General features: G+C 62.3%; 18 protein-coding genes and 1 tRNA gene. 6 read left to right on the plus strand and 13 right to left on the minus strand.

Annotation, left to right across the window (positions count from 1 at the left end; translation table 11 throughout):
* Positions 1-81 precede the first annotated feature (81 nt).
* Positions 82-1,062 carry an NAD-dependent epimerase/dehydratase family protein gene (locus BM338_RS19690; protein ID WP_090454209.1) on the plus strand — a complete coding sequence of 327 codons (981 nt, stop codon included), beginning with the start codon at positions 82-84 and terminating at the stop codon, positions 1,060-1,062.
* Between the two features lie 18 nt (positions 1,063-1,080).
* Here BM338_RS19690 and BM338_RS19695 read toward each other — a convergent pair whose 3' ends face one another.
* Positions 1,081-1,887, minus strand: coding sequence for an AraC family transcriptional regulator (locus tag BM338_RS19695; RefSeq protein WP_090454057.1), 807 nt, complete (start codon positions 1,885-1,887; stop codon positions 1,081-1,083).
* Between the two features lie 102 nt (positions 1,888-1,989).
* Between BM338_RS19695 and BM338_RS19700 the strand changes: the two genes are divergently transcribed.
* Positions 1,990-3,231 (plus strand): MFS transporter, encoded by a 1,242-nt coding sequence (locus BM338_RS19700; protein ID WP_090454060.1) that lies wholly within the window; start codon positions 1,990-1,992, stop codon positions 3,229-3,231.
* 493 nt (positions 3,232-3,724) lie between these two features.
* On the opposite strand, the gene murB is transcribed toward BM338_RS19700, so the two are convergent.
* The 5 genes from murB to BM338_RS19725 form a co-directional block, all read right to left on the minus strand.
* Positions 3,725-4,753 carry a UDP-N-acetylmuramate dehydrogenase gene (gene murB, locus BM338_RS19705; protein ID WP_090454211.1) on the minus strand — a complete coding sequence of 343 codons (1,029 nt, stop codon included), beginning with the start codon at positions 4,751-4,753 and terminating at the stop codon, positions 3,725-3,727.
* Positions 4,754-4,763: 10 nt separating this feature from the next.
* Positions 4,764-5,801 (minus strand): quinone-dependent dihydroorotate dehydrogenase, encoded by a 1,038-nt coding sequence (locus BM338_RS19710; protein ID WP_090454062.1) that lies wholly within the window; start codon positions 5,799-5,801, stop codon positions 4,764-4,766.
* A gap of 2 nt (positions 5,802-5,803) precedes the next feature.
* Positions 5,804-6,580: a class I SAM-dependent methyltransferase gene (locus BM338_RS19715; RefSeq protein ID WP_090454213.1), complete on the minus strand. Its 777-nt coding sequence runs from the start codon at positions 6,578-6,580 to the stop codon at positions 5,804-5,806.
* Between the two features lie 5 nt (positions 6,581-6,585).
* Complete coding sequence (locus BM338_RS19720) at positions 6,586-7,365, minus strand: SDR family NAD(P)-dependent oxidoreductase (RefSeq protein WP_143109352.1); 780 nt, start codon at positions 7,363-7,365, stop codon at positions 6,586-6,588.
* Between the two features lie 83 nt (positions 7,366-7,448).
* On the minus strand, positions 7,449-8,984 hold the full coding sequence (locus BM338_RS19725) for an L-piperidine-6-carboxylate dehydrogenase (protein WP_090454064.1): 1,536 nt from the start codon (positions 8,982-8,984) through the stop codon (positions 7,449-7,451).
* Positions 8,985-9,749: 765 nt separating this feature from the next.
* Between BM338_RS19725 and BM338_RS19730 the strand changes: the two genes are divergently transcribed.
* Positions 9,750-10,181: a nuclear transport factor 2 family protein gene (locus BM338_RS19730; protein ID WP_090454067.1), complete on the plus strand. Its 432-nt coding sequence runs from the start codon at positions 9,750-9,752 to the stop codon at positions 10,179-10,181.
* Positions 10,182-10,251: 70 nt separating this feature from the next.
* Positions 10,252-10,328 (plus strand) — tRNA-Arg (locus tag BM338_RS19735).
* Positions 10,329-10,594: 266 nt separating this feature from the next.
* On the opposite strand, the gene BM338_RS19740 is transcribed toward BM338_RS19735, so the two are convergent.
* Positions 10,595-10,816, minus strand: coding sequence for a hypothetical protein (locus BM338_RS19740; protein WP_143109353.1), 222 nt, complete (start codon positions 10,814-10,816; stop codon positions 10,595-10,597).
* Positions 10,817-10,945: 129 nt separating this feature from the next.
* Between BM338_RS19740 and BM338_RS19745 the strand changes: the two genes are divergently transcribed.
* Both BM338_RS19745 and BM338_RS19750 read left to right on the plus strand, forming a co-directional pair.
* Positions 10,946-11,797 carry a class I SAM-dependent methyltransferase gene (locus BM338_RS19745; protein WP_143109354.1) on the plus strand — a complete coding sequence of 284 codons (852 nt, stop codon included), beginning with the start codon at positions 10,946-10,948 and terminating at the stop codon, positions 11,795-11,797.
* Positions 11,798-12,037: 240 nt separating this feature from the next.
* Positions 12,038-14,530 carry a membrane-bound PQQ-dependent dehydrogenase, glucose/quinate/shikimate family gene (locus BM338_RS19750; protein WP_090454073.1) on the plus strand — a complete coding sequence of 831 codons (2,493 nt, stop codon included), beginning with the start codon at positions 12,038-12,040 and terminating at the stop codon, positions 14,528-14,530.
* Positions 14,531-14,633: 103 nt separating this feature from the next.
* On the opposite strand, the gene BM338_RS19755 is transcribed toward BM338_RS19750, so the two are convergent.
* The 6 genes from BM338_RS19755 to BM338_RS19780 form a co-directional block, all read right to left on the minus strand.
* Positions 14,634-16,052, minus strand: a complete 1,419-nt coding sequence (locus BM338_RS19755) for a cytochrome B6 (protein WP_090454075.1) — start codon at positions 16,050-16,052, stop codon at positions 14,634-14,636.
* A 175-nt stretch (positions 16,053-16,227) separates the two neighbouring features.
* Entirely contained in the window at positions 16,228-18,489 is a 2,262-nt protein-coding gene (locus BM338_RS19760) for a TonB-dependent receptor (protein WP_090454078.1), read from the minus strand.
* 478 nt (positions 18,490-18,967) lie between these two features.
* Positions 18,968-20,527 (minus strand): PepSY-associated TM helix domain-containing protein, encoded by a 1,560-nt coding sequence (locus BM338_RS19765; RefSeq protein WP_090454080.1) that lies wholly within the window; start codon positions 20,525-20,527, stop codon positions 18,968-18,970.
* An 8-nt stretch (positions 20,528-20,535) separates the two neighbouring features.
* Complete coding sequence (locus BM338_RS19770) at positions 20,536-20,796, minus strand: hypothetical protein (protein ID WP_090454082.1); 261 nt, start codon at positions 20,794-20,796, stop codon at positions 20,536-20,538.
* Positions 20,793-21,065 carry a hypothetical protein gene (locus BM338_RS19775; RefSeq protein ID WP_090454084.1) on the minus strand — a complete coding sequence of 91 codons (273 nt, stop codon included), beginning with the start codon at positions 21,063-21,065 and terminating at the stop codon, positions 20,793-20,795. Before BM338_RS19775 ends, BM338_RS19770 begins: the two co-directional genes overlap by 4 nt.
* 13 nt (positions 21,066-21,078) lie before the next feature.
* On the minus strand, positions 21,079-23,292 hold the full coding sequence (locus BM338_RS19780) for a TonB-dependent siderophore receptor (protein WP_090454217.1): 2,214 nt from the start codon (positions 23,290-23,292) through the stop codon (positions 21,079-21,081).
* Between the last annotated feature and the right edge of the window lie 233 nt (positions 23,293-23,525).

Raw genomic sequence — 23,525 nt, forward strand, 5'->3', positions numbered from 1 at the left:
TAGCAGATGTTCGTGTATCGCCAATTTTCTTTGATGCCCGGCGAGGCCAAGCTACATCCACACCCTAACGAGGACACCGCCATGAAGACATCGAAAACAGCCCTGGTCGTCGGCGCCAATGGCGGCGTTGGCAGCGAAACCTGCCTGGCCCTGCGCCGGCATGGCTGGCAGGTACGCGCCATGGCGCGCGCACCGAAGACGGATGCGCTGGACGGCGTGGAATGGGTGCGCGGCGACGCGATGGTGGCGGCCGATGTGCTGCGTGCCGCGCAAGGTGTGCAGGTGATCGTGCATGCGGTGAACCCGCCGGGCTATCGCGGCTGGGGCAAGGTAGTGCTGCCGATGCTGGACAACAGCATCGCCGCCGCCCGCGCCGTGGGTGCGCGCATCGTGCTGCCCGGCACGGTCTACAACTACGGCCCCGATGCTTTTCCGCTGCTGCGTGAAGACTCGCCGCAGCATCCGCAGACGCGCAAGGGCGAACTGCGCGTAGCGATGGAACAGCGATTGGAGCAGGCTGCCCAGGAAGGAACGCCGGTACTGATCCTGCGTTGCGGCGATTTCTTTGGCCCGCGCAGTACGGCCAACAGCTGGTTCTCGCAAGGCCTGACCAAGCCCGGCATGCCGGTGCGCAAGGTCAGTTATCCAGGCGCGCTCGATATCGGCCACGCCTGGGCCTACTTGCCCGATGTGGCCGAAACGCTGGCGACGCTGCTCGATCGTGGCGATGAACTGGCCGACTTTGCGCGCTATCACTTCGGTGGTTACTGGCTGGATGGACGCGGGATGGTGGAAGCGGTCCGTCGTGCCGCAGATAACCCGGACATCGTGGCCGGCCGTTTCCCCTGGTGGCTGGTGACCCTGGCCTCGCCGTTCGTGGAGACGCTGCGCGAGATGCGCAAGATGCGCTACCTGTGGCGCACGCCGGTACAACTGGATGACACGCGACTGCGGGCCTTTCTGGGCAAGTCGCCCTACACACCGATCGAGCAGGCGATCCGCTGCACCTTGGAAGGGGCGGGCAGTTTGCCAGCGACGCGTGAGTTTGCGTCAGCGGCTTGATAGGAAGCCATCCATTGCTTACTGCGGCGGTGTTTTCTCGCGCGGATGCTGATCACCAGCGAGATAGCGGCTCGGCGGTGCGCCGAGCACGCGCCGAAACGCTGCGGTGAAAGCGCTGGTGCTGCCGTAACCCAGTTCAATCGCGACCTGGGTGATGGATTCGCCGCGTCCCAGCCGGGTAAGCGCGTTCAACAAACAGGCCTGCTGCCGCCATGCCGCGAAGCTCATGCCGGTTTCCTCGCGGAAGGTGCGGGTAAAACTACGCCGGCTCATGCCGGCTTTATCGGCCATCGCATCGATGTCGATCTCCAGTGCCGGTGCATCGAGGATGACGCGACACAGGCGGCGCAGCCGTGGATCACTGGGCAGCGGCGTGTTGAGCGCGAGGGGTTGCATGGCGCGGACTTCGTCCACCAGCAGCGCCATGATGCGGCCATCGCGACCGTCTAGGTCGTATTCGGCCGGCAGGTCCACCGCTTCCTGCAGCAACTCGTGCAGCAGCGGCGATACGGCAATGACTTGGCAATGCGTCCAGAGTCCAGCTGCTGCTGCCGCTTCTTGCCGGATATACGCGCTGCGCGTGCTGACCGTGCCATCCATATGTACTTCGTGCATGACGCCTGCGGGAATCCACAGGGCCCGTCGCGGCGGCACCACCCAGCTGCCTTCCGAGGTGATGGCTTTGACCACGCCGGTGGCGGCGTACAGCAGCTGATGGCGCTTGTGCGTATGGGGCGGAAGTACGAAGCGCCCGGGGTAGTCGTTGCCCGTCGCGACCACATCGCGGGGCGTGTCTTCGTATTGAGTGACGCGGGTCTGGCGCATGATTGGCCCGAATTCTATATCTATTGACCCAATACCGCATGCGGGCCGCCGGCCGTCGCTCTAAGGTGCGCGACATACCGCCACAACACTCCCCGAGTCCCCATGCGATCCCCCGCCGAAGAAACCTTGCCCTCGCCATTGCCCGCCGATCCTACCCACCCAGAGCAAGCCACCGAATTCGGCATCCTGGGCGCGATCAGCTTTTCGCATCTGCTCAACGACATGATCCAGTCGCTGATCCTGGCGATCTACCCGATCCTCAAGGCTGGCTTCCACCTGAATTTTGCGCAGGTGGGTCTGATCACGCTGACATATCAGGTCACGGCGTCGCTGCTGCAGCCGATGGTGGGGATGATCACCGACCGCAAGCCGATGCCGTATTCGCTCCCGGTCGGCATGGGCTTCACCTTGTGCGGCTTGCTGTTGCTGGCGACCGCGCCGAACTTCCCGGTGCTGCTGCTGGCGGCGGCGCTGGTGGGTACGGGTTCCTCGGTGTTCCATCCCGAATCCTCGCGCGTGGCGCGCATGGCATCGGGTGGGCGGCACGGGCTGGCGCAATCGCTGTTCCAGGTCGGCGGCAATACCGGCGCTTCGCTGGGGCCGCTGCTGGCGGCGTGGATCATCGTGCCGAATGGACGCGGCAGCGTAGCCTGGTTCTCGCTCGCCGCCTTGCTCGCCATCGTGGTGTTGCTGCAGGTGAGCCGCTGGTACCGCGACCACCATGCGGTGCGCGGCAAGGCCAAGCCGCGTCACGCGCTGGAGCTAAAGCTGACGCGCGAGCAGGTGGCGGGATCGCTGCTGATCCTCGGTCTGCTGATCTTCTCCAAGTATTTCTACATGGCGAGCATCAGCAGCTATTACACCTTCTATCTGATCCACAAATTCGGTGTGTCGGTGCAGAACGCGCAGACGCATTTGTTTGTGTTTCTGTTTGCGGTGGCGGCGGGTTCGCTGATCGGTGGTCCGGTGGGCGACCGCATCGGGCGCAAGTGGGTGATCTGGGTGTCGATTCTGGGTGTGGCGCCGTTTTCGCTGATGCTGCCGCACGCGGATTTGTTCTGGACGGGTGTGCTGACGGTGGTGATTGGTTTGATTCTGTCGTCGGCGTTTTCGGCGATTCTGGTTTATGCGCAGGAGTTGATTCCGGGGCGGGTGGGGATGATTTCTGGGCTGTTCTTTGGGTTTGCGTTTGGGATGGGCGGTATTGGTGCGGCGGTGTTGGGGCGGGTGGCGGATGCGCGTGGCATCGACTATGTGTATCAGTTGTGTGCGTATTTGCCGTTGCTGGGGATGATTACGGTGTTTTTGCCTGGTCTTGAGCGGTCGCGTCGTCAGGCTGCGTGAGCTTTGCTCCCTCTCCCTTCGGAAGAGGATTGAGCCCTTGAGCCATTTCCTCCTACTTCGTCGTCCCTGCGCAGGCAGGACGAGCGCGTAGCGCGAAGAACGCCCGAATGGGCGGCCCTGAAGGGGTGAGCGAAGCGAATCATCCAGTAGTGGTGCGCTCGGTTTTGGCGTCTGCGTGCCCTGGCTCGCCTGCCGCGGGCTTCCGAACCGCTGCCGCGGCCCGGGTCACTTTCTCTTTGCTGGCCCAAAGAGAAAGTAACCAAAGAGAAATGGCCTGAGAGCAGGCGGTGTGCCCTGTAGCTACGCATCTTCCAGTGTCAGGCGTCGGGATGGTTTTCTTCCAGGTCTGTCCGCCTCGAAGCACAACATCTCCCTCTCCCCTCCGCGGAGAGGGTTGGGGTGAGGGGGGGGCTCGAGATAACGCTGCTGTAGGAGCGCACTCTGTGCGCGACGCACTTTGCCGGCCGTGCACAGGGTGCGCTCCTGCAACGGATTAGGCGGCGCTGATAACGACGGGTTCGGGTTCGAGTTTTACGCCGAACTTGGCGTGTACGCCTTCGATGACGCGTTGCGCGAACGCCCACAGTTGTGGGCCGGTGGCGTGGCCGTGGTTGACTAGTACCAGGGCGTGGCGGTTGGAGATGCCGGCGTCGCCTTCGCGCTCGCCTTTGAAGCCTGAGGCTTCGATCAGCCAGGCGGCGGAGAGTTTCCAGCGGCTGTCGTTGCTTGGCCAGGCGGCGAGTTCGGGATGTTCGCGTTTCAGGGTTTCGCCGATGGTGGCGTCGACGATGGGATTTTTGAAGAAGCTGCCGGCGTTGCCGATCACGGCGGGGTCGGGGAGTTTTCTGGTGCGCAAGTGGATGACGGCTTCGGCGACGTGGAAGGGGGCGGGTTTGTCGATGCCCATGCGTGCAAGTTCTTCGCGGATGCCGGCGTAGTCGAGGCGCAGTTCGCGGGTGCGGGGCAGGGCGAAGCGGACGGCGGTGACGATGTAGCGGCCGGGTACGTGTTTGAACACGGAGTCGCGATAGGCGAAGGCGCAGGCGTTGCGGTCGAGCGTGGCAACGCGGCGTTCGACGGTGTCCCAGGCTTCGACGCTTTCGATGAATTCGGCGACTTCGGTGCCGTAGGCGCCGATGTTCTGGATCGGTGCGGCGCCGACGGTGCCGGGAATCAGGATCAGGTTTTCCAGGCCGGCGTAGCCCTGGCCGAGGGTCCAGCGGACGAAGTCGTCCCAGCGTTCGCCAGCGGCAACGGCGATGCGGGCGACGTCGCCATCCTGTTCCACATGCACGCCACGTGTGGCCATAGCCACCACGGTGCCGTCGAAGTCGCCGGTGAACAACAGGTTGCTGCCCTCACCGAGCACGAGCACTTTGCCGTGGCGCACGGCGGGGAAGTCCAACAGTTCGGGTAGCTTGGTGGCGTCGCGCACTTCGGCAAGAAGCTTGGCGCGCGCGTCCACGCGCAATGTGTTGCGCGCGGCGAGTGAGGCGTTTTCGATCAACGTGTAGCCGCCCATGTCTGTGCGATCAACCAGCATGAGTGTCCTCGCGCTGGCGACGGATTTCGTCGACGCATTCGGCGATCAATTCAGGGCCGCGATAAACCATGCCGGAGTAGATCTGCACCAGCGAGGCACCAGCCTCGATCTTGTCCGCCGCGTCGCTGCCATCCAGGATGCCGCCCACGCCGACGATGCCGATGTCATTACCCAGCCGCTTGCGCATGCCGCGCAACACGGCGGTAGAGCGCGCGAACAGGGGCTTGCCGGAGAGGCCGCCGGTTTCATTGCCGTGCGGATCGCTGGCTACCGCGGCGTGGTCAACGGTGGTGTTGGTGCAGATCAGGCCGTCGACCTTCGCTGCCAGCAGTACATCGGCGATGGCGTCGAGTTCGGTCTCGGTGAGGTCGGGCGCGATCTTCAGCAACATCGGCTTGCGTGCGCCGGTTTGCGAACCCAGACGTTCCTGCGCCTCGCGCAGGGTTTCGATAAAGCGGCGCAGGGTAGCCTCTTCCTGCAGGTCGCGCAGGCCCTGGGTGTTGGGCGACGAGATGTTCACCGTAATGTAGCTGGCGTGCGCGTAGGCGCGCTCCAGGCAGAACAGATAGTCGTCCACCGCCTTTTCATTGGGCGTGTCCTTGTTCTTGCCGATATTGATGCCGAGCACGCCGCGATAGTTGGACTGCTGCACGTTGCGCACCAGCGCATCGACGCCGTCGTTGTTGAAGCCCAGCCGGTTGATCACCGCCTCGTGGTTGGGCAGGCGGAACATGCGCGGCTTGTCGTTGCCGGGCTGCGGGCGTGGCGTGGTGGTGCCGACTTCGACAAAGCCAAAACCCAGCGCACCCAGTGCATCGAGATGGTCGGCGTTCTTGTCCAGGCCGGCGGCGAGGCCGACCGGATTGGGAAATGGAATGCCGAAGACCGTGGTCGGCAGCTCGGCCGGCGGCTTGGCGGCAAGGTGCAGGAAGTTGCTGCGATGAGCCACATCCAGGCCATACATGGTCGCGCGATGCGCTGTTTCCGCGTCGAGCGCGAACATCAAAGGTCGGAGGTATTTATACATAGTCAGCCCGGGTGGCCCACGTAGACGCGGGTGTCGTAATCAAAGCTTACCTTGCCGTGTTCGGCGCAGGCGTCGAACAGTTCGCGTAGTGCCGCGAGCATCGGTTCGTGCATCGGGTGACCGGCCGCCGGCGCATAGGACGAGGACATCAGGCGGCCGCGCAGGCTGTCGAAATCCAGCAACTGGCGATGCTCGAAACTCGCGGTGCCGCGATAGCCGTCGCCGAACCACTGGCGCATGCGTGCTTCATCGGCATAGCGCTCGACGACGCTGGTGTAGTCGGTGCCATAGCGTTGCAGCAAGGCTTCATAGCCTTCCAGGAACGGCGTGCTGGTGAGCCGGCGGCTGTTCCAATAGATCGCGGCCAGCCCATGCGGACGCAGGATGCGATGGAACTCGTGGCGCGTGGCTTCTTCGTTGAACCAGTGAAAGGCCTGCGCCACCGAAATCAGATCCACACTGTGCGCGGCGAGGCCGGTGGCGTCGGCGTGGCCATCGAGCGAGCGGAAGTTCTCGTCGCGTCCCAGCCATTGCTCGGCGGCGCTGCGCATGGCGGCATTCGGCTCGACGGCGATCACGTGATAGTCCGCATCGAGGAACATCTTGCTGGAGATGCCCGTGCCGGCACCGATATCGGCGACCAGCCAGCGGGGTGTCACGCCGTGTACGCTCTGCAGCCATTGCAACAAGGCGTGCGGATAGTCGGGCCGGTAGCGGACGTAGTCCTCGACGCGGTTGCTGAAGCGCTCGGTGGATTGCAGGTCGTTCGTGGCAGTCATGGCATTCATCCCATCAGCGATTGGCCGCCATCGACGCAGAGCGTCTGGCCGGTGATCCAGCCGCCCCATGGCGAGGCGAGGAACAAAGCGGCGTGTGCGATTTCTTCCGGCTGGCCGAAGCGGCCGAACGGAATTTTTGCCAGCGTGGCGCCGTAAAGCTCCGGCTCTTCGCGCTTGCGGCGGTCCCACAGGCCGTCGGCGAATTCGATCGAACCAGGCGCAATGGCATTCACGCGGATGCGGTGCTCGGCGAGAGCCAGCGCTTGCGAGGTGGTGTATTGGCTCAGCGCTGCCTTCACTGCCGCGTACGGCGCGCCGTGCCGACGCGGATGAAACGCGGCGATGGAGCTGGTGTGCAGGATGCTGGCGTGCGGCGAGGCCTTGAGATGGGGCAGGGCAAAACGCGAAGCGCGTACCGCCGCCATCAGGTCCACTTCGAAGCCGGCGGTCCAGCCCTCATCGTCTTCGCTGAAACCGTAGCCGCTGGCGTTGTTGACCAATACATCGATGCCGCCGAGTGCGGTGGCGGCGTCATGCACATAGTTTTCGATGGCCTTCGCATCGGCCAGGTCGCAGCTTTTCGAATGCGCCGTGACGCCGTGCGCTGCAATGGCTTCGCGCGTTTCCGCCAGCGCCTGTTCGCCGCGCGCGCAGATCGACACTGCCGCGCCGGCTTCGGCGAAGGCCAGCGCCATGCTGCGGCCGATGCCTTTGCTGCCACCGGCAATCACGACCCGGTAGCCGTGCAGATCAAAGCGGGTCTTGGCGGTCGTTGTCTGCGTCACGGAGAAGGCCGGCTGCCGATGAAAGAGGTCGGGCGTGATGGACCGCAGGCGCCCCGGCCGAAACCGGGGCGCCGGTGTTGCGCTTACAGATCGAACTTGATGCCCTGGGCGAGCGGCAGCGAGTTGGAGTAGTTGATGGTGTTGGTCTGGCGGCGCATATAGACCTTCCATGCATCCGAGCCGGACTCGCGACCACCGCCGGTTTCCTTTTCGCCGCCGAACGCACCGCCGATCTCAGCACCCGAGGTGCCGATATTGACGTTGGCGATACCGCAATCCGAACCGGCCGCCGACAGATACTGCTCGGCCGACTTCAGATTCTGCGTGAAGATGGCCGAGGACAGGCCTTGCGGCACGGCGTTCTGCAGCTCGATCGCTTCGTCGAGCGTTTTGAAGGTCATCACGTAGAGGATCGGCGCGAAGGTTTCGGTTTGCACCACTTCGTCGCTGTTCTTCAGGCCGGTGACGATGGTGGGCAGCACGAAGTTGCCCTTGCGATCGTTGAGCGCGGCACCACCAGTGCGCACCGTACCGCCGGCAGCCTTGGCCTTCTCCACCGCGGCGAGGTAGGCGCTGACGGCGTCCTGGCTGTTGAGCGGACCCATCAGCGTGGTAGCCAGGGTCGGATCGCCGATCTTGCCTTCCACCTGCTTGTACGCGGTGACCAGCTTCTCGGTGACGTCGGCGGCGATCGACTCGTGCACGAACAGGCGGCGCGTGGTGGTGCAACGCTGACCGGCGGTGCCGACGGCGCCGAACACGATGGCCGGAATCGCCAGCTTCAGATCGGCGCTCTCGTCCACCACAATGGCATTGTTGCCGCCCAGTTCCAGCAGCGAACGGCCCATGCGCTGCGCGACGCGCTCGCCGACCATGCGACCCACCTTGGTGGAGCCGGTGAAGCTGATCAGCGGAATGCGCTTGTCGTCGACGAAGGACTGCGACAGATCGGTGCCGGCGTCGTTGAACAGGAAGAAAATATCCGGGTAACCGGCAGCCTTCAGTGCCTCGTTGCAGATCTTCATGGTGGCGATCGCCGAGAGCGGGGTTTTCGGCGAGGGCTTCCAGATGCAGATGTCGCCGCAGATCGCCGCAAGGAACGCGTTCCACGCCCACACCGCGACCGGGAAGTTGAACGCGCTGATGATGCCGACCAGACCCATCGGCTGGTACTGCTCATACATGCGATGGCCCGGGCGCTCCGAGTGCATGGTGTAGCCGTAGAGCATACGGCTCTGGCCCACTGCGAAGTCGGCGATGTCGATCATCTCCTGTACTTCGCCGTCGCCTTCCGGCTTGATCTTGCCCATCTCCAGCGCGACCAGCGAACCGAGCGCGTCCTTGTGCTTGCGCAGCGCTTCGCCGCACAGGCGCACGGCTTCGCCGCGCTGCGGGGCGGGCGTGGTACGCCACACTTTGAAGGCTTCCTGGGCGCGCTTGACGATGATTTCGTAGTCGGCGGTGCTGGAGGCATGTACGGTGCCGATCACCTCGCCCGTGGCCGGGTTCACCGGCTGCAGTGCGCCGGCGTCGGTGGTCTTGGACCATTCGCCCTGGCCGAGATAAGAGCCCGAGTGGTCGTTGCCGAGTCCGAGCGCTTTGAGGATTTCGTGGGACATGCGTGCTCCTGAGCCTTGGCGCCGTGTGGCGCTGGTGGATGAAAGTTGGCAATTCTAGCAGGCGGGGTGTTGGGGGCAGGTTTGGGGGTTTGTTGCTTTGCGGCGAAAGTGGTTGCGTTTGCGCCCCCCTCTGTTCGGAGCTTGCGAAATCCCTCTCACTCCGTCATTCCGGCGTAGGCCGGAGGAGCTTTTCAACAGCGAAGCTGGTCATCCAGTGGCGTTATCGCTTGGTTTTAGCGTCTGCGTGCCCTGGCTCGCCTGCCGCGGGCTTTCGAACCGCTGCCGCGGTCCGAGTCACTTTTCTTTGCTTGCCCAAAGAAAAGTAACCAAAAGAAAAGGCACCCCGGTTGCGCGCCCTCCGGCTTCGCCTGCGGGTCCGTGAGGGTTGGACGGGCTTTTCGACACGACGTCCCTGTCGTGTCGAAAAGGCGCAGGCATCCCTGCCTGCGCCCCCTTCGGGGCCTTTTCGTCCAACCCTCACCGCTCCACAGGGGACCCTTTACGGGCTCGCTTCGCATCGCCTCGCAAGAGCAGAAAAACACAGCTCCCTCTCCCCTCCGGGGAGAGGGTAGGGATGAGGGGCGGGTGCTCGGGATCGCGTTGCTATTGCTGGGTGGCTCTCACCTCCAGCGCTCTGTGCGCCCAACCAGTACTTCCTCCCTATACACCGAACTTCGATGTCCTCTACAGGTCGCTGTACATGGCCGATTCGGAGCATGGCTCCGTGTCGTCGTCCAAGGGGTACCGCGTTGATGGAGGTGGGTGATGAAGCGTGTCGTCTTTGCCGGTTGGGTCGCGGGTGTGTGTTGTGTGTGGTCGTTGGCGGCGGGTGCGGCGGAAAGTGGGCCGACGGAGGCTGCGTTGCGGGATGTTGAGAGTGGTTGGAGCCGGGCGTTTGTGACTGGCGATGTTAAAGCCCTGGATGACTTGCTTGATCCGGCTTATGTGTCGGTGAGTACGAGTGGTGTGCCGCGGCCGAAGGCGGAGATTATTGCGGCGGCGAGTCGTTTTGCGGTGGAGCATCCAAATACACCGGTGCAGCCGCTGCCGCCAACTTCGACGTTCAGCGTGAAGGGCAATGCGGCGGTGGTAACGCATCATGGGGCGCAGGACACGTCGGTGGATGTTTTCTACTACAGCCAGGGGCGCTGGCATGCGTGGTATTCGCAGCACACCAAGCTGGTGTCGGCGAGTTGAGCGTCACGGGGGCGTATCGCCTATACTTTCGCGGTCTCGCCGTTTGCCGCACGGCGCAGCGAGGCGCTTCGCCCCCGTAGCTCAGTTGGATAGAGCGTCCCCCTCCTAAGGGGAAGGTCGTACGTTCGAATCGTATCGGGGGCACCATTTTTTTCAATGAATTACTTTATTTCTCGCCACGTACGGTTGCTGCATTTCGCTGTGTTTAGGACGCAAATGGTCACAGCGGTCACAGGAGGTTTTTAGCACCTTGATCGCAATACCTGTGTCATCTGGCGTGAGTTGCGCATAATACTTCTCCGTGGTCGCGTAGTCGGCATGGCCCATCGTATCCCGACACGTCGAGGCGTTACACTCGCAATGGTCAGTTCAGCCCAGGGCATCAATCTCATCGTGCTCGGCTCGGGCGCTTCCTACGTCATTTTCAACACGGCAATGATCAGCTGCTTCAATAGCGGAGCAGTGGCACCGGTTTCTCTACTTTCACTAACTGCGTGATCGATCAGGTGTTCAACGGTGTGGTGTTTGGCTTCGGGAATCACATCTAGCTGTTCGGTAATACGTTCATCAATTGCGTTTGTCGCAGGAGGTGCCGTCGGCATCATTTTTGTGAACGGCATAAACATCAGACTCACTTCAGGATCATTTGATCTAAGCCCCGGAGATACCTAGGGCGCATCGTCCTCCTGGGCATAGATTGGGTATTGATTGACAGCAAGTAAGTGTTACCCCACCCTGGGACCGCTTATTCACGGGGGCGGGCAATGGATAGAAGAGGCAAGCTGCTACAAGGGATTGATATTGCGCATGTCGTGAGCGTTGAAATAGGCGCTCTATGCCATCCCATGATCAAGCGTGAGGACGGTCAGGTCATTTATGTTGATCACGATGACCAAGCTGCTTTAAGAAAGCATTATGTCAATGACCCCAATGTTGATGTCGACGCCATTGTGCAAGTGGATGCCGTTTGGGGCGATCAATCACTGTCACAAATCATTCCGCAAAGAGTGCAGTGTGTGGTCGCCTGTCACGTTATTGAGCATGTGCCAAACCTTATCGGATGGCTAAGAGAGGTTCGGTCTATCCTTGATCAGATGGGTGAGTTACGCCTGATCATTCCCGATAGACGCTTCACATTCGATTTTCTGCGCGCAGATTCGCGCATTGAGGACGTCGCTTATGCGCACTTGATGAATGCCCGTGTACCGCTGGCTCATCGTGTTCTCGAGTACGTCGTCAACGTCGCCAAGGTCGACTGTTACAAAGCCTGGTCGACCAATTTGCTAGAAGCCGATCTTGAAAGGCATCACACTCTTCAGCACGCCATGGTATGCGCCAAGCAGTCAAGTGAGGGGGCATACCACGATATTCATTGCTGGGTGTTCACGCCAAAATCATTCGCCCTACTCATGGCAGATCTTTGTGAGCATGGGTTGATGGAGTTCGAGTGTTCGATGTTCCACGACACTGAGCCCTTTACAGGCGAGTTCTTTTCCGGCCTGAGATATTGTGACGACCAGGAGCGCGCTATCCATAGCTGGCGAGGGGCGGCAGCAAAGTGCAAGCCATTTGAGCCAGTCACCATCACGATGGAAGGGCTTCGTCAGGCATCCTGATGCGCAGGTGGTTGGTCTCATTTGCGCCGACATATCGCATCAGTTCTCCCCATGCCTTGTTCCTCCTAAGGGGAAGGTCGTACGTACGAATCGTATCGGGGGCACCATTCGACGAATTCCGCGGGCCGGCTTTTGCCGGCCCGCGGTCGTTTAAGACTTCGCGGATGGCCCTCGGCGTCACGAAATGCCGACAATCTGTCGACAACCATGCATGGTGCTGGAGTATCGACGAGGGAGCTTATGAGCAGCACATCGCGGCCGGCCGCATCGCTTTGGATCACCGCTGGATTGTTCATCCTGCTGGGTTTGTTGCTCGTGATCGGTGGCGCGTGGCTGCTGCGCTATGGCGGTTCACCGTACTACCTGATGGCGGGCTTGGCCGTGGTGTTTACCGGCTGGCTTGCATGGCACGGGAGGCGATTGGCGCTGGGTGTTTACGCTCTGGTGTTGCTCGGCACGGTGCTGTGGTCGGTGTGGGAGGTGCGCTTCGATTGGTGGCAGCTGGTGCCGCGCGTGGCAGTGTGGCTGGCGCTGGGTCTGTGGTTGTTGCTGCCGTGGGTGTCGCGTCGCCTGGTGGTGACGGATGCGCGGCCGGCGCTGCGCTGGGCGGATCGCACGTGGCTGTTGTGGGGCGCGATGGGTGTTACCGCGGTGATTGGCGTGCTGGCGTACTTCACCGACTACTACACGCTGAAGGGCGAAGTGCCTGAGGCAAGCATGGCGGCCGCTGCCGTGTCGGATGACACGGGTACGCCGCCCGGTGATTGGCCGGCCTATGGCCGTTCCGGCTACGGCAATCGCTTTGCACCGGCCGCGCAGATCACACCGGCCAATGTCGCGAAGTTGCAGGTGGCCTGGACGTTCCACACCGGTGACCTGAAGGGACCGGATGATCCGAGCGAGATCGCCAATGAGGTCACGCCGCTCAAAGCCAACGGCAAACTCTATATCTGCACGCCGCACAACATCGTGATCGCTTTGGATCCGGATAGCGGCAAGGAGCTATGGCGCTTCGATCCGAAGATCAACCGCGATGCGAAGAACTATCAGCACATGATTTGCCGCGGTGTCGCCTACTACGACTCGGGTGCCTATGCGATGAAGGCGGCGGCCGATGGTTCGGCGGCGAACAGTTTGCCCGAGCCGCCCAAGCCGACACCGAAGGGCGCGGTGGCGGCGGAGTCGATCCATTTCGACAGTTGTCCGCGCCGCATCTTCGCGCCGACGGCCGATGCCACCATCGTCGCCATCAATGCCGATAACGGCGAGCCGTGCACGGACTTCGGCAATCACGGCGCGATCGGTCTGTACCAGGGCATGTCGATGACCCAGCGTGGTTTTCTCAATCCAACGTCGCCACCGGTGGTGACGCGCCATGTGTTGATTGTCTCGGCCGGCGTGACCGACAACGACTCCACCGACGAACCTTCCGGTGTGATCCGCGGTTACGACATCACCACAGGGCGGTTGCTGTGGAACTGGGATGCGGCCGCTCCCAGCGAGACCGCGCCACTGCAGCCGGGTCAAACCTACAAGCGCAATTCGCCCAACTCGTGGAGCGTGTCCAGCGTCGACGAGAAGCTGGGCCTGGTCTACATCCCGATGGGCAACCAGACGCCGGATATGTGGGGTGGCGACCGCTATCCCGAAGGCGAGCGTTTCAATAGCGCCATCGTGGCGCTGGATATCGCCACCGGCAAACTGCGCTGGGTCTATCAGACGGTGCATCACGATCTGTGGGACATGGATATCGGCGGGCAGCCCAGCCTGGTCGATATCGATACCTCCAACGGCAAGACGCCGGCATTGGTGGCATCGACCAAGCGCGGCGATATCTATGTGCTGGATCGCCGCGACGGCAAGCTGCTGGTGCCGGCACCCGAGAAGCCGGTGCCGCAAGGCGCTGCCGAAGGCGACCACACTTCACCGACGCAGCCGTTCTCCGAGCTGAGCTTCAAGCCGGAGCGCGTCCTGCGCGAAAGCGACATGTGGGGCACCAATCCTTTCGATCAGCTGATGTGCCGGATCAAGTTCAAGCGCCTGCGCTATGACGGCATCTTTACGCCGCCATCGGAGCAGGGCTCGCTGGTGTATCCGGGCAACTACGGTGTGTTCGACTGGGGCGGTGTTGCGGTTGATCCTGCGCGGCAGTTGATCATCGGCAATCCCAACTACATGGCGTTCGTGTCGAAGCTGTACACGCGCAGCCAGGAAGAGGCCAAGATGGCCAAGAAGGGAGGCACCGGCAGCGAACATGGTTTGCAGCCGATGACCGGCACGCCGTTTGCAGTCGAACTCACACCGCTGCTCTCACCACTAGGTATTCCCTGCCAAGCGCCGCCGTGGGGTTACGTCGCCGCGGTCGATTTGAAGATGATGCGGAAAGTGTGGATGCATAAGAACGGCACGGTAGTGGATAACGCACCGCTGCCGATCCCTTTGCCGCTCGGCGTGCCCAGCCTGGGCGGGTTGATCACCACCGGCGGCGGTGTTGCTTTCATGGGTGCTTCGCTGGATGACTACCTGCGCGCTTACGACGTGCGTACTGGTAAAAAGCTGTGGGAGTCGCGTCTCCCCGCCGGCGGGCAGGCTACGCCGATGAGTTATGTCTCGGACAAGACCGGCCGCCAGTACGTGGTGATTATGGCCGGTGGACATGGTTCGCTGGGAACCAGGATGGGCGATGCGCTGGTTGCTTATGCGTTGCCTGCCGAAGACGCCGCAAAACATTGAATTGAACTTGTAGGAGCGCACCCTGTGCGCGATTGGGTGCTCGGAAAGGCGCCTTGCCAAGCACCCAATCGCGCACAGGGTGCGCTCCTACAAAGGGTGGCTTTCAGAGCTGCCGCATGAACGCGACCAGATCCTGCTTCTCCTGATCGCTGAGTTTGGTGCCGAGCACCAGGTTGAAATACTCCACGGTGTCGTTGAGCGTGAGCAAACGCCCGTCATGCATATAGGGCGGCGTATCTTTGATGCCGCGCAGTGGAAAGGTTTTGATCGGTCCGTCGGCGGTTGCCATCATGCCGTTGATCATGCGCGGTTTGAAGAAACGCTCCGCCTGCAGGTTATGCATGCTGTTGTCGGTGTAGTAGGGCGGCGTATGGCAACTGCTGCATTGGCCCTTGCCGAAGAACACCGCCTGTCCGCGCATTTCTTCCTCGGTGGCTTTCGCGGGATCGAGTTTGCCGTCCCAGCCCAGTTTGGGTGCGGGCGGAAAATCGAGCAGCTCCTCGAACTCGGCCATGTCGTGTACCTGGCTGCCGCGATCGAGAATGTTCAACCCCTTCTTGGTTGCGATCACCGGATCGCCATCGAAGTAAGCGGCGCGTTGCTCGAACTCGGTGAAGTCTTCCACCGTTTTCAGCGCGCGTTGCGAACCGAACAGTCGCTGGATGTTCACGCCGCGTAGCGTGGGCGTTTCAATGCGGTGACGAAACTCCTGCGGACGGATATCGCCAACCAGATGCGTGGCGCCGTTGGTGCTGCCATTGGCGTGGCAGTCGAAACAGGCCACACCCTGGCTCGGGCGTACGGAGCGGCGATCGGCGGTGGCGTTGAACTGCTGCTGCGGAAATGGCGTCAGTAATAGGCGCAGGCCGTCCAACTGCTTGGGATTGAGCAGGCCATTGAACAGCTCGTAGTAGTTGTCGAGCGTAACGAGCTTGCCCTTGGAGACATCGCCCAGGTCGGGGCGGGTGGTGAGATAGATGCCCTGCGGGAATTCCGGCAGGAACGGGTCCGGCAGATCGAAATCCAGATCGAAGCGGGTCAGGTCGCGGTTGTCCTGTTGCTTGATCCGTTCGATCTCGAAGTGCGGAAACAGCATGCCGCCTTCCGGATGATTGGGATGCGGCAGCGGCATGAAGCCTGCGGGGAACAGATCCTTGTTCTTGATTTCCTCCGGCGTCATCCCGGCCAGTTGCTGCCAACTGCTGCCGGACTTCAACTTGACGCGCACGCCTTCCTGGATCGGCTTGCCGCGGGACATGGTGACGCCCTTGGCGGGTTTGTCGGAGAGATCGTAGCGCTCCTGCAGCAAGCTCTTCTGCCGCTGCATGATGCCGGCCTTGGCGTTCGACATGCGCGACATAGTGGTTGCGAAGTCGGGTTCATTGACCGAGGCGTAACTACTAGGCGGTGGTTTCTTGCTTGGTGGATCGGCCTGCCATCCCTGCACAGATCCGGACACAACGAGCATCACTGCCATCGACAACGCAAGTTGCCGACCCTGTCTGACGGTTGCACGTTTCATGTGGCTCTCCCATGAGTGGATGCCGGATGGGCGGCCGCATGCGTCCCCTTCATCTCGATAAGCCGCCCTGACGGAGCCTATGCCTCGATAAAGGCGATTGAAAATTGATTAAATGGATAAGAAAGATAGGCGACATCAATGGAGCCCCGGCCGCGCCGGGGCTCCGCAAGATGCGTCAGAACGCCATATCCACCGACAGGAAGCCCTGTCGCGGCGAACCGACCAGCAGCGACTGGAACGTGCCAGTGGGATCGCTGTTGGTGAAGCCGTTGCTGTCGATGGTGGCGATGTATTTCTTGTTGAGCAGGTTGCTCACGTTCAACGACACCTTGAGGTTCTTGGCGAAGCCGACGTTCTTGCGCTCCCACGACAGGCCAGCGTCCCACAGCCAGAAGCCGGCGATGCGCTGGTCGTTGACGAAGGTGTAGTAGCGGGCGCCGGTGTACTTGGTGCCGAGGGTCGCGCGAAAGTCACCGAACTTGTACGAAACTTCGCTGGCGAACATCTGCTTGGGCGAGTCGACCACGGTTTTGCCCTTGGCCGGAATCAGCGCGCCGTTATCGAGGTAGTTGTCCTTGTACTTGGCATCGTTGTAGGTGGCTGAGTTGAACCAGCGCAGCGATTCGGTCGGCTGCCACACAAAGGTGAACTCCACGCCCTTGGAGTTGACCTTGCCCACGTTGGCGATCTGGTTGGGGCAGCTCACCACGCCGGCGCAGGGCACGATTACCAGCAGGCGGTTCTTGAAGTCGATGTTGTACAGCGCCAGCGAGGACTGGATGGTGTGGTCGACGTAGCGCAGGCCCAGCTCGCTGTTGCTGGAGCGTTCCGGACGCAGCGTGCCACGCAGGCTGTCGAAGGTTTTCTGATCCGACGACCATGCGCCATTGGCGCCAGGCTCGAACGCGTTCTGATTCATCGAGAACGACGCAAAGGTTTCCCAGCCATTGCCGAATTTGTAGTTGGCGCCGATCTGAGGCAGAAAATCGCTCTGGGCGGTCAATGCACCGCTGGCGCGACCGGGCAACAGGGCCACGGCATTGGTGGTGACGTTGTGGCCCTTGAAGCCGTAGTCGATGCGCAGCGCATCATTCATCAGCGACCAGCTGTCTTGCAGGTACCACTGGCGGGTCAGCGTTTTGAAGCGCTGGCGGAATTTGGCGTGGTAGTACGTATCGTAGGTCTGGTCCTGATCGATCAGGCCGGACAGTGGGTTCGGTTGGAAGCTGCGCGCGATGGTGTAGTGGCTGTCCTCAAACCAGAAGCCACCTTCGAGATGATGACTGCCCAGGTCGTACGAGAGCGAGTTGACCATGCCGCCGCGCGTCATCAGGTAATGCGAAAGGCGCAGCGCGATCGGCGCGTCGCCCGGCGCAGGCGTGTAGGGCAGGTCGGAGAGCGGTGCGAACCAGTGACCCTGGCCCAGATCGTGGTGGTAGTACGGCTGCACGTTCAAGGTAAGGCGATCGTTGAGGAAGAACTCGCCCTTCACCGACACCAGCTCGTCGTTACGGATACCGTTGCCGTTGTAATAGGTATCGTCCGCCGTCTGCACGCAGCCGCTGTATTTGCCGTTGGCGATATCCACTGCGCGCTGCCAATCCGGCGCGAGGTAGTCGAACTTGTAGCCGCAGCGCTTGAGCGTATCCAGCGAGAGATCGAGATAGGGCTGTTCGATACGGCGCACTACGTCGAGCAGGCCGGTGACGCGACCACCGCTCCATTCGTACATGGCCTTGGTATTGAGCTGCTTCTGGGTCTGGCTGTCGTCGCCTTTCCACTTCGGTGCATCCACGTACATGCCGGAGATATAACCGCTGAAGCCGCCGATGCTGCCGGTGTCGGCGCGGATATAGCCGCGCTTGAAGCCATAAGAGCCACCGGTGGCGTTGACGCGCACGCCCGGCGTGGTGCTCGGGTTGTCGGTGTACAGTTGCACGGTGCCGCCAAGATTGCTGGTGGAGGCGGTGCCGAGCGCGCCGGAACCCTGCGACAGCTCCAGCTCGGCGAGGTTTTCACTGATCCATGCGCGCGTCACGCTAAGGCCATCGCCCGAGTGATAGTCGGTATTGCCCATCGGAATGCCGTCGAGCGTGTAGCCCAACTGCGTGTGGTTGAAGCCGCGCAGACTGATGCGCGAAGACCATTCGTCGGTGCCGAACGGATCGTTGGAAGCAAAGTGCACGCCCGGCATGGTCTGCAGCATCTGGATCGGGCTGGTGCCCGGCACGGCCTGGTCGATCTGAGTCTTGTCGATCTGCTGTACCTGGCGCGTGGCATTCTGGCCGACTACCGAGATCGTCTCCAATACCTTGGCGTCCTTGGCGGCCGGTGCACTGGCATCGGCGGCAGACGGGCTGGTGTCGTCGGTGGCGTGGGCAAGCAGCGGGAACAGAGCGAACAGCGCAAGGCAAAGCGGAGTGCGGGGCAGCTTCATGTCGGGCCTTAGAGGTGGATGTTTTTGGGTGGCGCGCGCGGGAGGCGGGCGCACGTCAACGACGCGATGCGTATTGCAGTCGACGTGGGTTGCATGGTGGTTTAGGGGTGATTGCGGGGTGTCTGCGGGGAGGCGACAGGCGGGGGAGGTTGTCTAGACGACATGCCCTTTCCCCGGCCCTGTGGGAGAGGGGTCGGCTCTTGCGACGACTTCTCTACTTCGTCATTCCGGCGAAGGCCGGAATCCAGTGGCGTTGTCGCTTCGATTGTCGCGTTGTCGCGACTGGGCTCGCCTGCCGCGGGCTTCCGAACCGCTGCCGCGGCTCGGGTCACTTTCTCTTTGCTGGCCCAAAGAGAAAGTAACCAAAGAGAAAGTAACCAAAGAGAAATGGCCTGAAGAGCAGGCGGTGGGCTCTGTAGCTGCGCAGCTTCCAGTGTCAGGCGTCGGGTCAGCCAGCCTCGACACTCACATCGCGACGCTATGTGTTATCCGCCCACACGCTATTCGCGTCTCCCTGCAACGCACGCTTTCTACTTGCCCGCGCAAGCCACGCGAAGCCGACACCCAGGGCGATGCCGGTGAGGTCTACGCTGAATACGGCAAGGGTTTGCGGTGTCCATGGGGTGGACCATGCGGCTGTGTTGCGGATGAGGTCGAAGCTGGCCACGGCTATGTAGGCGGCGGCGGTGATCAGCAGCAGTTCGCTGGCGGCGCGGGTGATGGGGCGCAGGCAGGTGTAGGCGATGGCGAGTGCTGCGCTGCCGTAGCATGCGGCGTTTTGTAGTGGGGCGGGATGGATGCCTGCGCTGTCTGCGATGGCGGTGGCGGCAAAGGCGGCGGCGATGCCGAGGCAGGTGCCGATGCACACGCCTAGTGTGGCTCTGGCCATCACCAGTGTCTTGAGTGGTTGCTCTGGCTGTCTGCGTTTGCGGCGCGATTCGATCCACAGCAGGTTGCCGGAGTAGAACAGGAAGGCGCAGGCGAGGCCGAGGATGAAGTAGAGCCATTGCAAGGCGCGGCCGCCGAAGCTGCCGAAGTGCAGGGCGTAGATGGAGGCGTTGGTGAGGCCGTTGGTGCTGTGGGTATCGCCGACGTGTTTTTCCAGCACTTCGCCGGTGGCGCCGCGCAGGGCGATGGTGCCGTAGGTGCCGATGGTGTGTTGGGAGAGGCCTCGCACTTGCACCAGGGCGTTGGCATCGCCGTAGTGGTCGAAGTGGATGTAGTCGGGTTCGAAGGTGGTGACGCCGGTGGCGAGGGCGGCGGCTCTGGCGCATGCGACGAGCTCATCTACCGGCAACGTGGGTGCGCTGTGGCCGCTGGCTTCGACGATGGGAGCGGTGGCGATGGCTTTGGCGAAGGCGTCGTTGAGCTTGCCGTCGAAAGCGATCAGGTTGAGGGCGGCGAACAGCGGTACGAACAGGCACATCAGGGCGCCGGTGACGGCGAAGATGATGTGGAACGGCAGGCTGAGTACGCCGATGACGTTGTGGGCGTCTTGCCATAGCCGCTTGAGGTTGCGGCCGGGGCGTAGCGCGAACAGGTCGCCGAGCAATTGCGGCAGATGGATCAGCAGGCCGGATATCAACGCGAGGCCATAGATCACGCTGACGATGCCCATCAGGTACAGGCCGACCACCGGAATGCCGAGCGAATCGTGCAGTGCATAGACGAAGTCCGCGAGGTTGCCGCGCGTGGCGCCTTCGTCGTCGGTGGGGTGTTCCAGTGCGTCGGCAGTGGCGAAGTGGGCCTCGCCATCGTTCCAGTACACGTAGGGCGCCTGCGAGGTGACTGGCGGCGGAAGCACCACGCCGAAGTCCGTGCCGGCCTTGGGGTGGGTCTGCAGCAGTCGGTCGATCAGTGTTTGCAGCGGGACTTCTTTGGCGGGCGTGCTGCGCCAGGGTGGGTTCTGCCATAGCGCGATGTCGTGATGGAACACGGTGAGTGCGCCGGCGTAGAAAGCGACGAACAGCGCGAAACCGGCGAGCAGGCCGGTCCAGGTGTGTACGGTCTGGAAGGTGCGGATGGTGGAGGATTTCATCGATGCGCTCAGCCGGCGGCGAGGTGGCGCGAGAGCCACAGCAAGGCGAAGATCAGCGCATTGGCCGCGCCCAGCGTGAGCCAGGCACGCGTGCCGTTGCGGAATAAATAGCTGCCGATCATCACCCCGGCCCATAGCGGGAAAAACAACAGCAATACGGGGATCAGCCAGGTCTGGCCGTGGTCGGGAAGCCAGTGCAGCACGAGGGCCAGTAGCAGTCCTGACAACGGAAAGCCGGCCAGCGTGCCGGCGAGGCAGCGCGCGATCATCGATCCGCCCCGCGTTCGCGTGGCGGGGGGACGCGCCATGCCAGATACGGCAACACCACGCAGCCAATCATCAATGTCGTGAGCGCCGCCATGATGCCCGGACCGACTCCGGCCGCATCGATCCATGCGGCCAACCCACCCGCCACACATGTCACCGCCGACCAGCGCGCATAAGCCGGCAGCGGTGTGGTGCGTAGCCGCTGCTGCGGGCTGGCGAGATACAACAGCAGCGTGCCGGCAATGCAGAACAGCGTGGCGAGCAGGGCCATGGGTATCCGCGCCTTAGAACCGGTAGGTCACGTTCAATTGCCAGTTCGTCGGCGCGCCGTAGTAACCCTGCGCCCAATACAGACTGGTGATGTATTTGCGGTTGGTGAGGTTGTCGGCGTTGAGCGTGGCGCTCCATGATGGGCTGAAGTCGTAGTTCGCCATCAGCCCGAGCAGGGCGTAGCTGCCCTGGCGGGTATAGATCTCGCGGCCCTGCGTATCCAGGACGCCCTGGTCGCGCACGATCTGGTCCTGCCAGCGCAGCGTGCCGCCTACTTTGAGTCCGGGAATCCACGGCATGCGATAGGTGGTGGTGAGGCGCAGCGTGCGGCGCGGTACATAGGTGCGCACGCTGTGTTCCTGTGGGTCTTCGATGCGCAGCTGGGTGTAGCCGGCACTCGCTTCCCAGTTCGGTGTGAGGCTGCCGGCGACGTCGAACTCGTAGCCGGTGGAGGTGGCATTGATGCCGCGATAGTAGCTCTGCCCAGTGGTTGGGTTGATACCCATCGATTCGGCGTAGTTGTTCTGGCGTGAGCGGAACACGGCGAACGAGGCGTTGAGGCGCTGGTTCATCCATGCGCCCTTGATGCCGGCCTCCACGTTGTCGCCGGTGACTGGGTCGAGCACGCGATTGCTGATGTCCACCTGCGTCTGCGGGTTGAAGATCTTGGCGTAGCTGGCGTACAGCGAGTAATGCGCGTTGAGGTCGTACACCGCACCGGCGAACGGAGTGGACTTGGTTTTCTCGTAGGCGCTCGGCACACCGTAGTTCTGGCCAGTGCTGCGGATATGGGTGAGGCTGGTGCCGGTGATGAGCTTGAGCTCATCGGTGAGATTCCAGCGCGCAGTGGCGTACGCGCTGCGGCGGCGGATATGGAACTGCGCACCCTGGAACGAGGCATCGAACGAAGGCTTGGGGTAGTTGCCGGTCCAGGCCCACAGGCTGGGCAACGGCGTACCGATATCAGCGGAGTAGCCGGAGAGTTGATCCACATCGCTCTTGCCCGCGTTTACACCGAGCACCAGCTGATGTTCGCGGCCGGCGAGGGTGAATGGCCCGCTGGCATAGAGGTCGGCGTAGTACTGCTTCTCGGTGCTGGTGTAGCGCGAGGGATAGCTGTACAGGCCGAGTCCGGTCGCCACATCGGGCGTGCCGTAGACGTAGAACAGTTCGCTGTTGTTGGTGAGGCGGCGATAGTTGAGCGCTGCCTTGAGATTCCAGCCGCTGCCGAAGTCGTGCGACAGCGCCAGGAACGACTGCGTGTTGGTGGAATTCCAGTGCGCCCAATCCGTCGAGGTGCTGGTGGAACGCCGGTAGTCGGTCGGCGTACCGTCGGTGTTGTACAGCGGCAGTGCGCCCCACATCGGGTTGCGCGGCGAATTCTTCTGCCAGGTGAGGCCGGCGGAGAGCAAGGTGTTGGCGCCAAGATCCGCTTCCAGCATGCCGGCGGCGATCTTTTTGCGCATGGAGTAGCGATCCAGATAGCTGTCGCTGTCCTGATCGGCGAGCACCAGGCGGCCGCGAACGCTGGCCGACTTGTTGAGCGGACCGGAGAGATCGCCGTCGAGGCGGCGATGGTTCCAACTGCCCACCGTGGCGCTCACGCTGCCTTGCAGATCCGCCGTGGGCCGCTTGCGCACGAAGTTGATGGTGGCCGACGGGTTGCCCGTGAAGGAGAGCAGGCCGTTGGCGCCGCGCAGCACTTCGATATGGTCGTAGATGGCGGTATCGATATCGCCTTCCTGCTGGCCGTTGGCGAAGGGCAGGCCGAGGCCGTCGGTGAGGAAGTTGGTGATGTCGAAGCCGCGCGCGGTGTAGTAGGTGCGGTCGGTTTCGATCTTCTCCACGTTGATGCCGGTGCTGCGCGCGAGCACGTCGTTGACGCTGGTGAGGCCGAAGTCATCCATCTGTGTGCGGGTGATTACGCTCACCGATTGCGGTGTTTCGCGTAGCGACAGTGGCAGTCGTGTGGCGCCGCTGGCGACCGGTGTGGTGTACGAGCCGGTGCCTTCCGTGCTGTTGCGATCGATGTTGGCGGTCGCGACGACGCCTTCCAGGTTGGTGACGTGTTCCGCTTTCGTCGCATTGCGGTGCTTGTTCACGGCGTCGTTGTCTTCGGCCGTGGGTTGCTCGGTGGCGAGGGCGGAGAACGACAGCAGGCACGACAGCACCAGCAGGTTGCGATGAAGCGTTTGAGGGGCAAAACGGGAACGTCGACGGGTAGGCATGTGGCCGGCCACAGGGCTTCCTTGGTGCGATGGCTCTTGGCGGGAGGCATCGAAGGGGAGGGAGCGGCTGGGTCGACGGGGGGGCGACGTGGCGTGCTGGTGCGTTGGATCTAGATGATAATAATTCTTATCTTGTCATGTGGGCAAGAGTGGGCATGCTCCCTACTCGTCATTCCGGCGAAGGCCGGAATCCAGTGGCGTTGTCGCTCGGTTGTCGCGTCTGCGTGCCCGGG

It is taken from the genome of Dyella sp. OK004, from assembly GCF_900114495.1.
Taxonomy (GTDB): Bacteria; Pseudomonadota; Gammaproteobacteria; order Xanthomonadales; family Rhodanobacteraceae; genus Dyella_D.

Excerpts from the sequence above, each read along its gene's own strand:
- BM338_RS19690 (WP_090454209.1), top strand. The coding sequence starts at position 82 with ATGAAGACATCGAAAACAGCCCTGGTCGTCGGCGCCAATGGCGGCGTT.
- BM338_RS19695 (WP_090454057.1), bottom strand. The coding sequence starts at position 1,887 with ATGCGCCAGACCCGCGTCACTCAATACGAAGACACGCCCCGCGATGTG.
- BM338_RS19700 (WP_090454060.1), top strand. The coding sequence starts at position 1,990 with ATGCGATCCCCCGCCGAAGAAACCTTGCCCTCGCCATTGCCCGCCGAT.
- murB (WP_090454211.1), bottom strand. The coding sequence starts at position 4,753 with ATGGGCGGCTACACGTTGATCGAAAACGCCTCACTCGCCGCGCGCAAC.
- BM338_RS19710 (WP_090454062.1), bottom strand. The coding sequence starts at position 5,801 with ATGTATAAATACCTCCGACCTTTGATGTTCGCGCTCGACGCGGAAACA.
- BM338_RS19715 (WP_090454213.1), bottom strand. The coding sequence starts at position 6,580 with ATGACTGCCACGAACGACCTGCAATCCACCGAGCGCTTCAGCAACCGC.
- BM338_RS19725 (WP_090454064.1), bottom strand. The coding sequence starts at position 8,984 with ATGTCCCACGAAATCCTCAAAGCGCTCGGACTCGGCAACGACCACTCG.
- BM338_RS19730 (WP_090454067.1), top strand. The coding sequence starts at position 9,750 with ATGAAGCGTGTCGTCTTTGCCGGTTGGGTCGCGGGTGTGTGTTGTGTG.
- BM338_RS19745 (WP_143109354.1), top strand. The coding sequence starts at position 10,946 with ATGGATAGAAGAGGCAAGCTGCTACAAGGGATTGATATTGCGCATGTC.
- BM338_RS19750 (WP_090454073.1), top strand. The coding sequence starts at position 12,038 with ATGAGCAGCACATCGCGGCCGGCCGCATCGCTTTGGATCACCGCTGGA.
- BM338_RS19755 (WP_090454075.1), bottom strand. The coding sequence starts at position 16,052 with ATGAAACGTGCAACCGTCAGACAGGGTCGGCAACTTGCGTTGTCGATG.
- BM338_RS19760 (WP_090454078.1), bottom strand. The coding sequence starts at position 18,489 with ATGAAGCTGCCCCGCACTCCGCTTTGCCTTGCGCTGTTCGCTCTGTTC.
- BM338_RS19765 (WP_090454080.1), bottom strand. The coding sequence starts at position 20,527 with ATGAAATCCTCCACCATCCGCACCTTCCAGACCGTACACACCTGGACC.
- BM338_RS19770 (WP_090454082.1), bottom strand. The coding sequence starts at position 20,796 with ATGATCGCGCGCTGCCTCGCCGGCACGCTGGCCGGCTTTCCGTTGTCA.
- BM338_RS19775 (WP_090454084.1), bottom strand. The coding sequence starts at position 21,065 with ATGGCCCTGCTCGCCACGCTGTTCTGCATTGCCGGCACGCTGCTGTTG.
- BM338_RS19780 (WP_090454217.1), bottom strand. The coding sequence starts at position 23,292 with ATGCCTACCCGTCGACGTTCCCGTTTTGCCCCTCAAACGCTTCATCGC.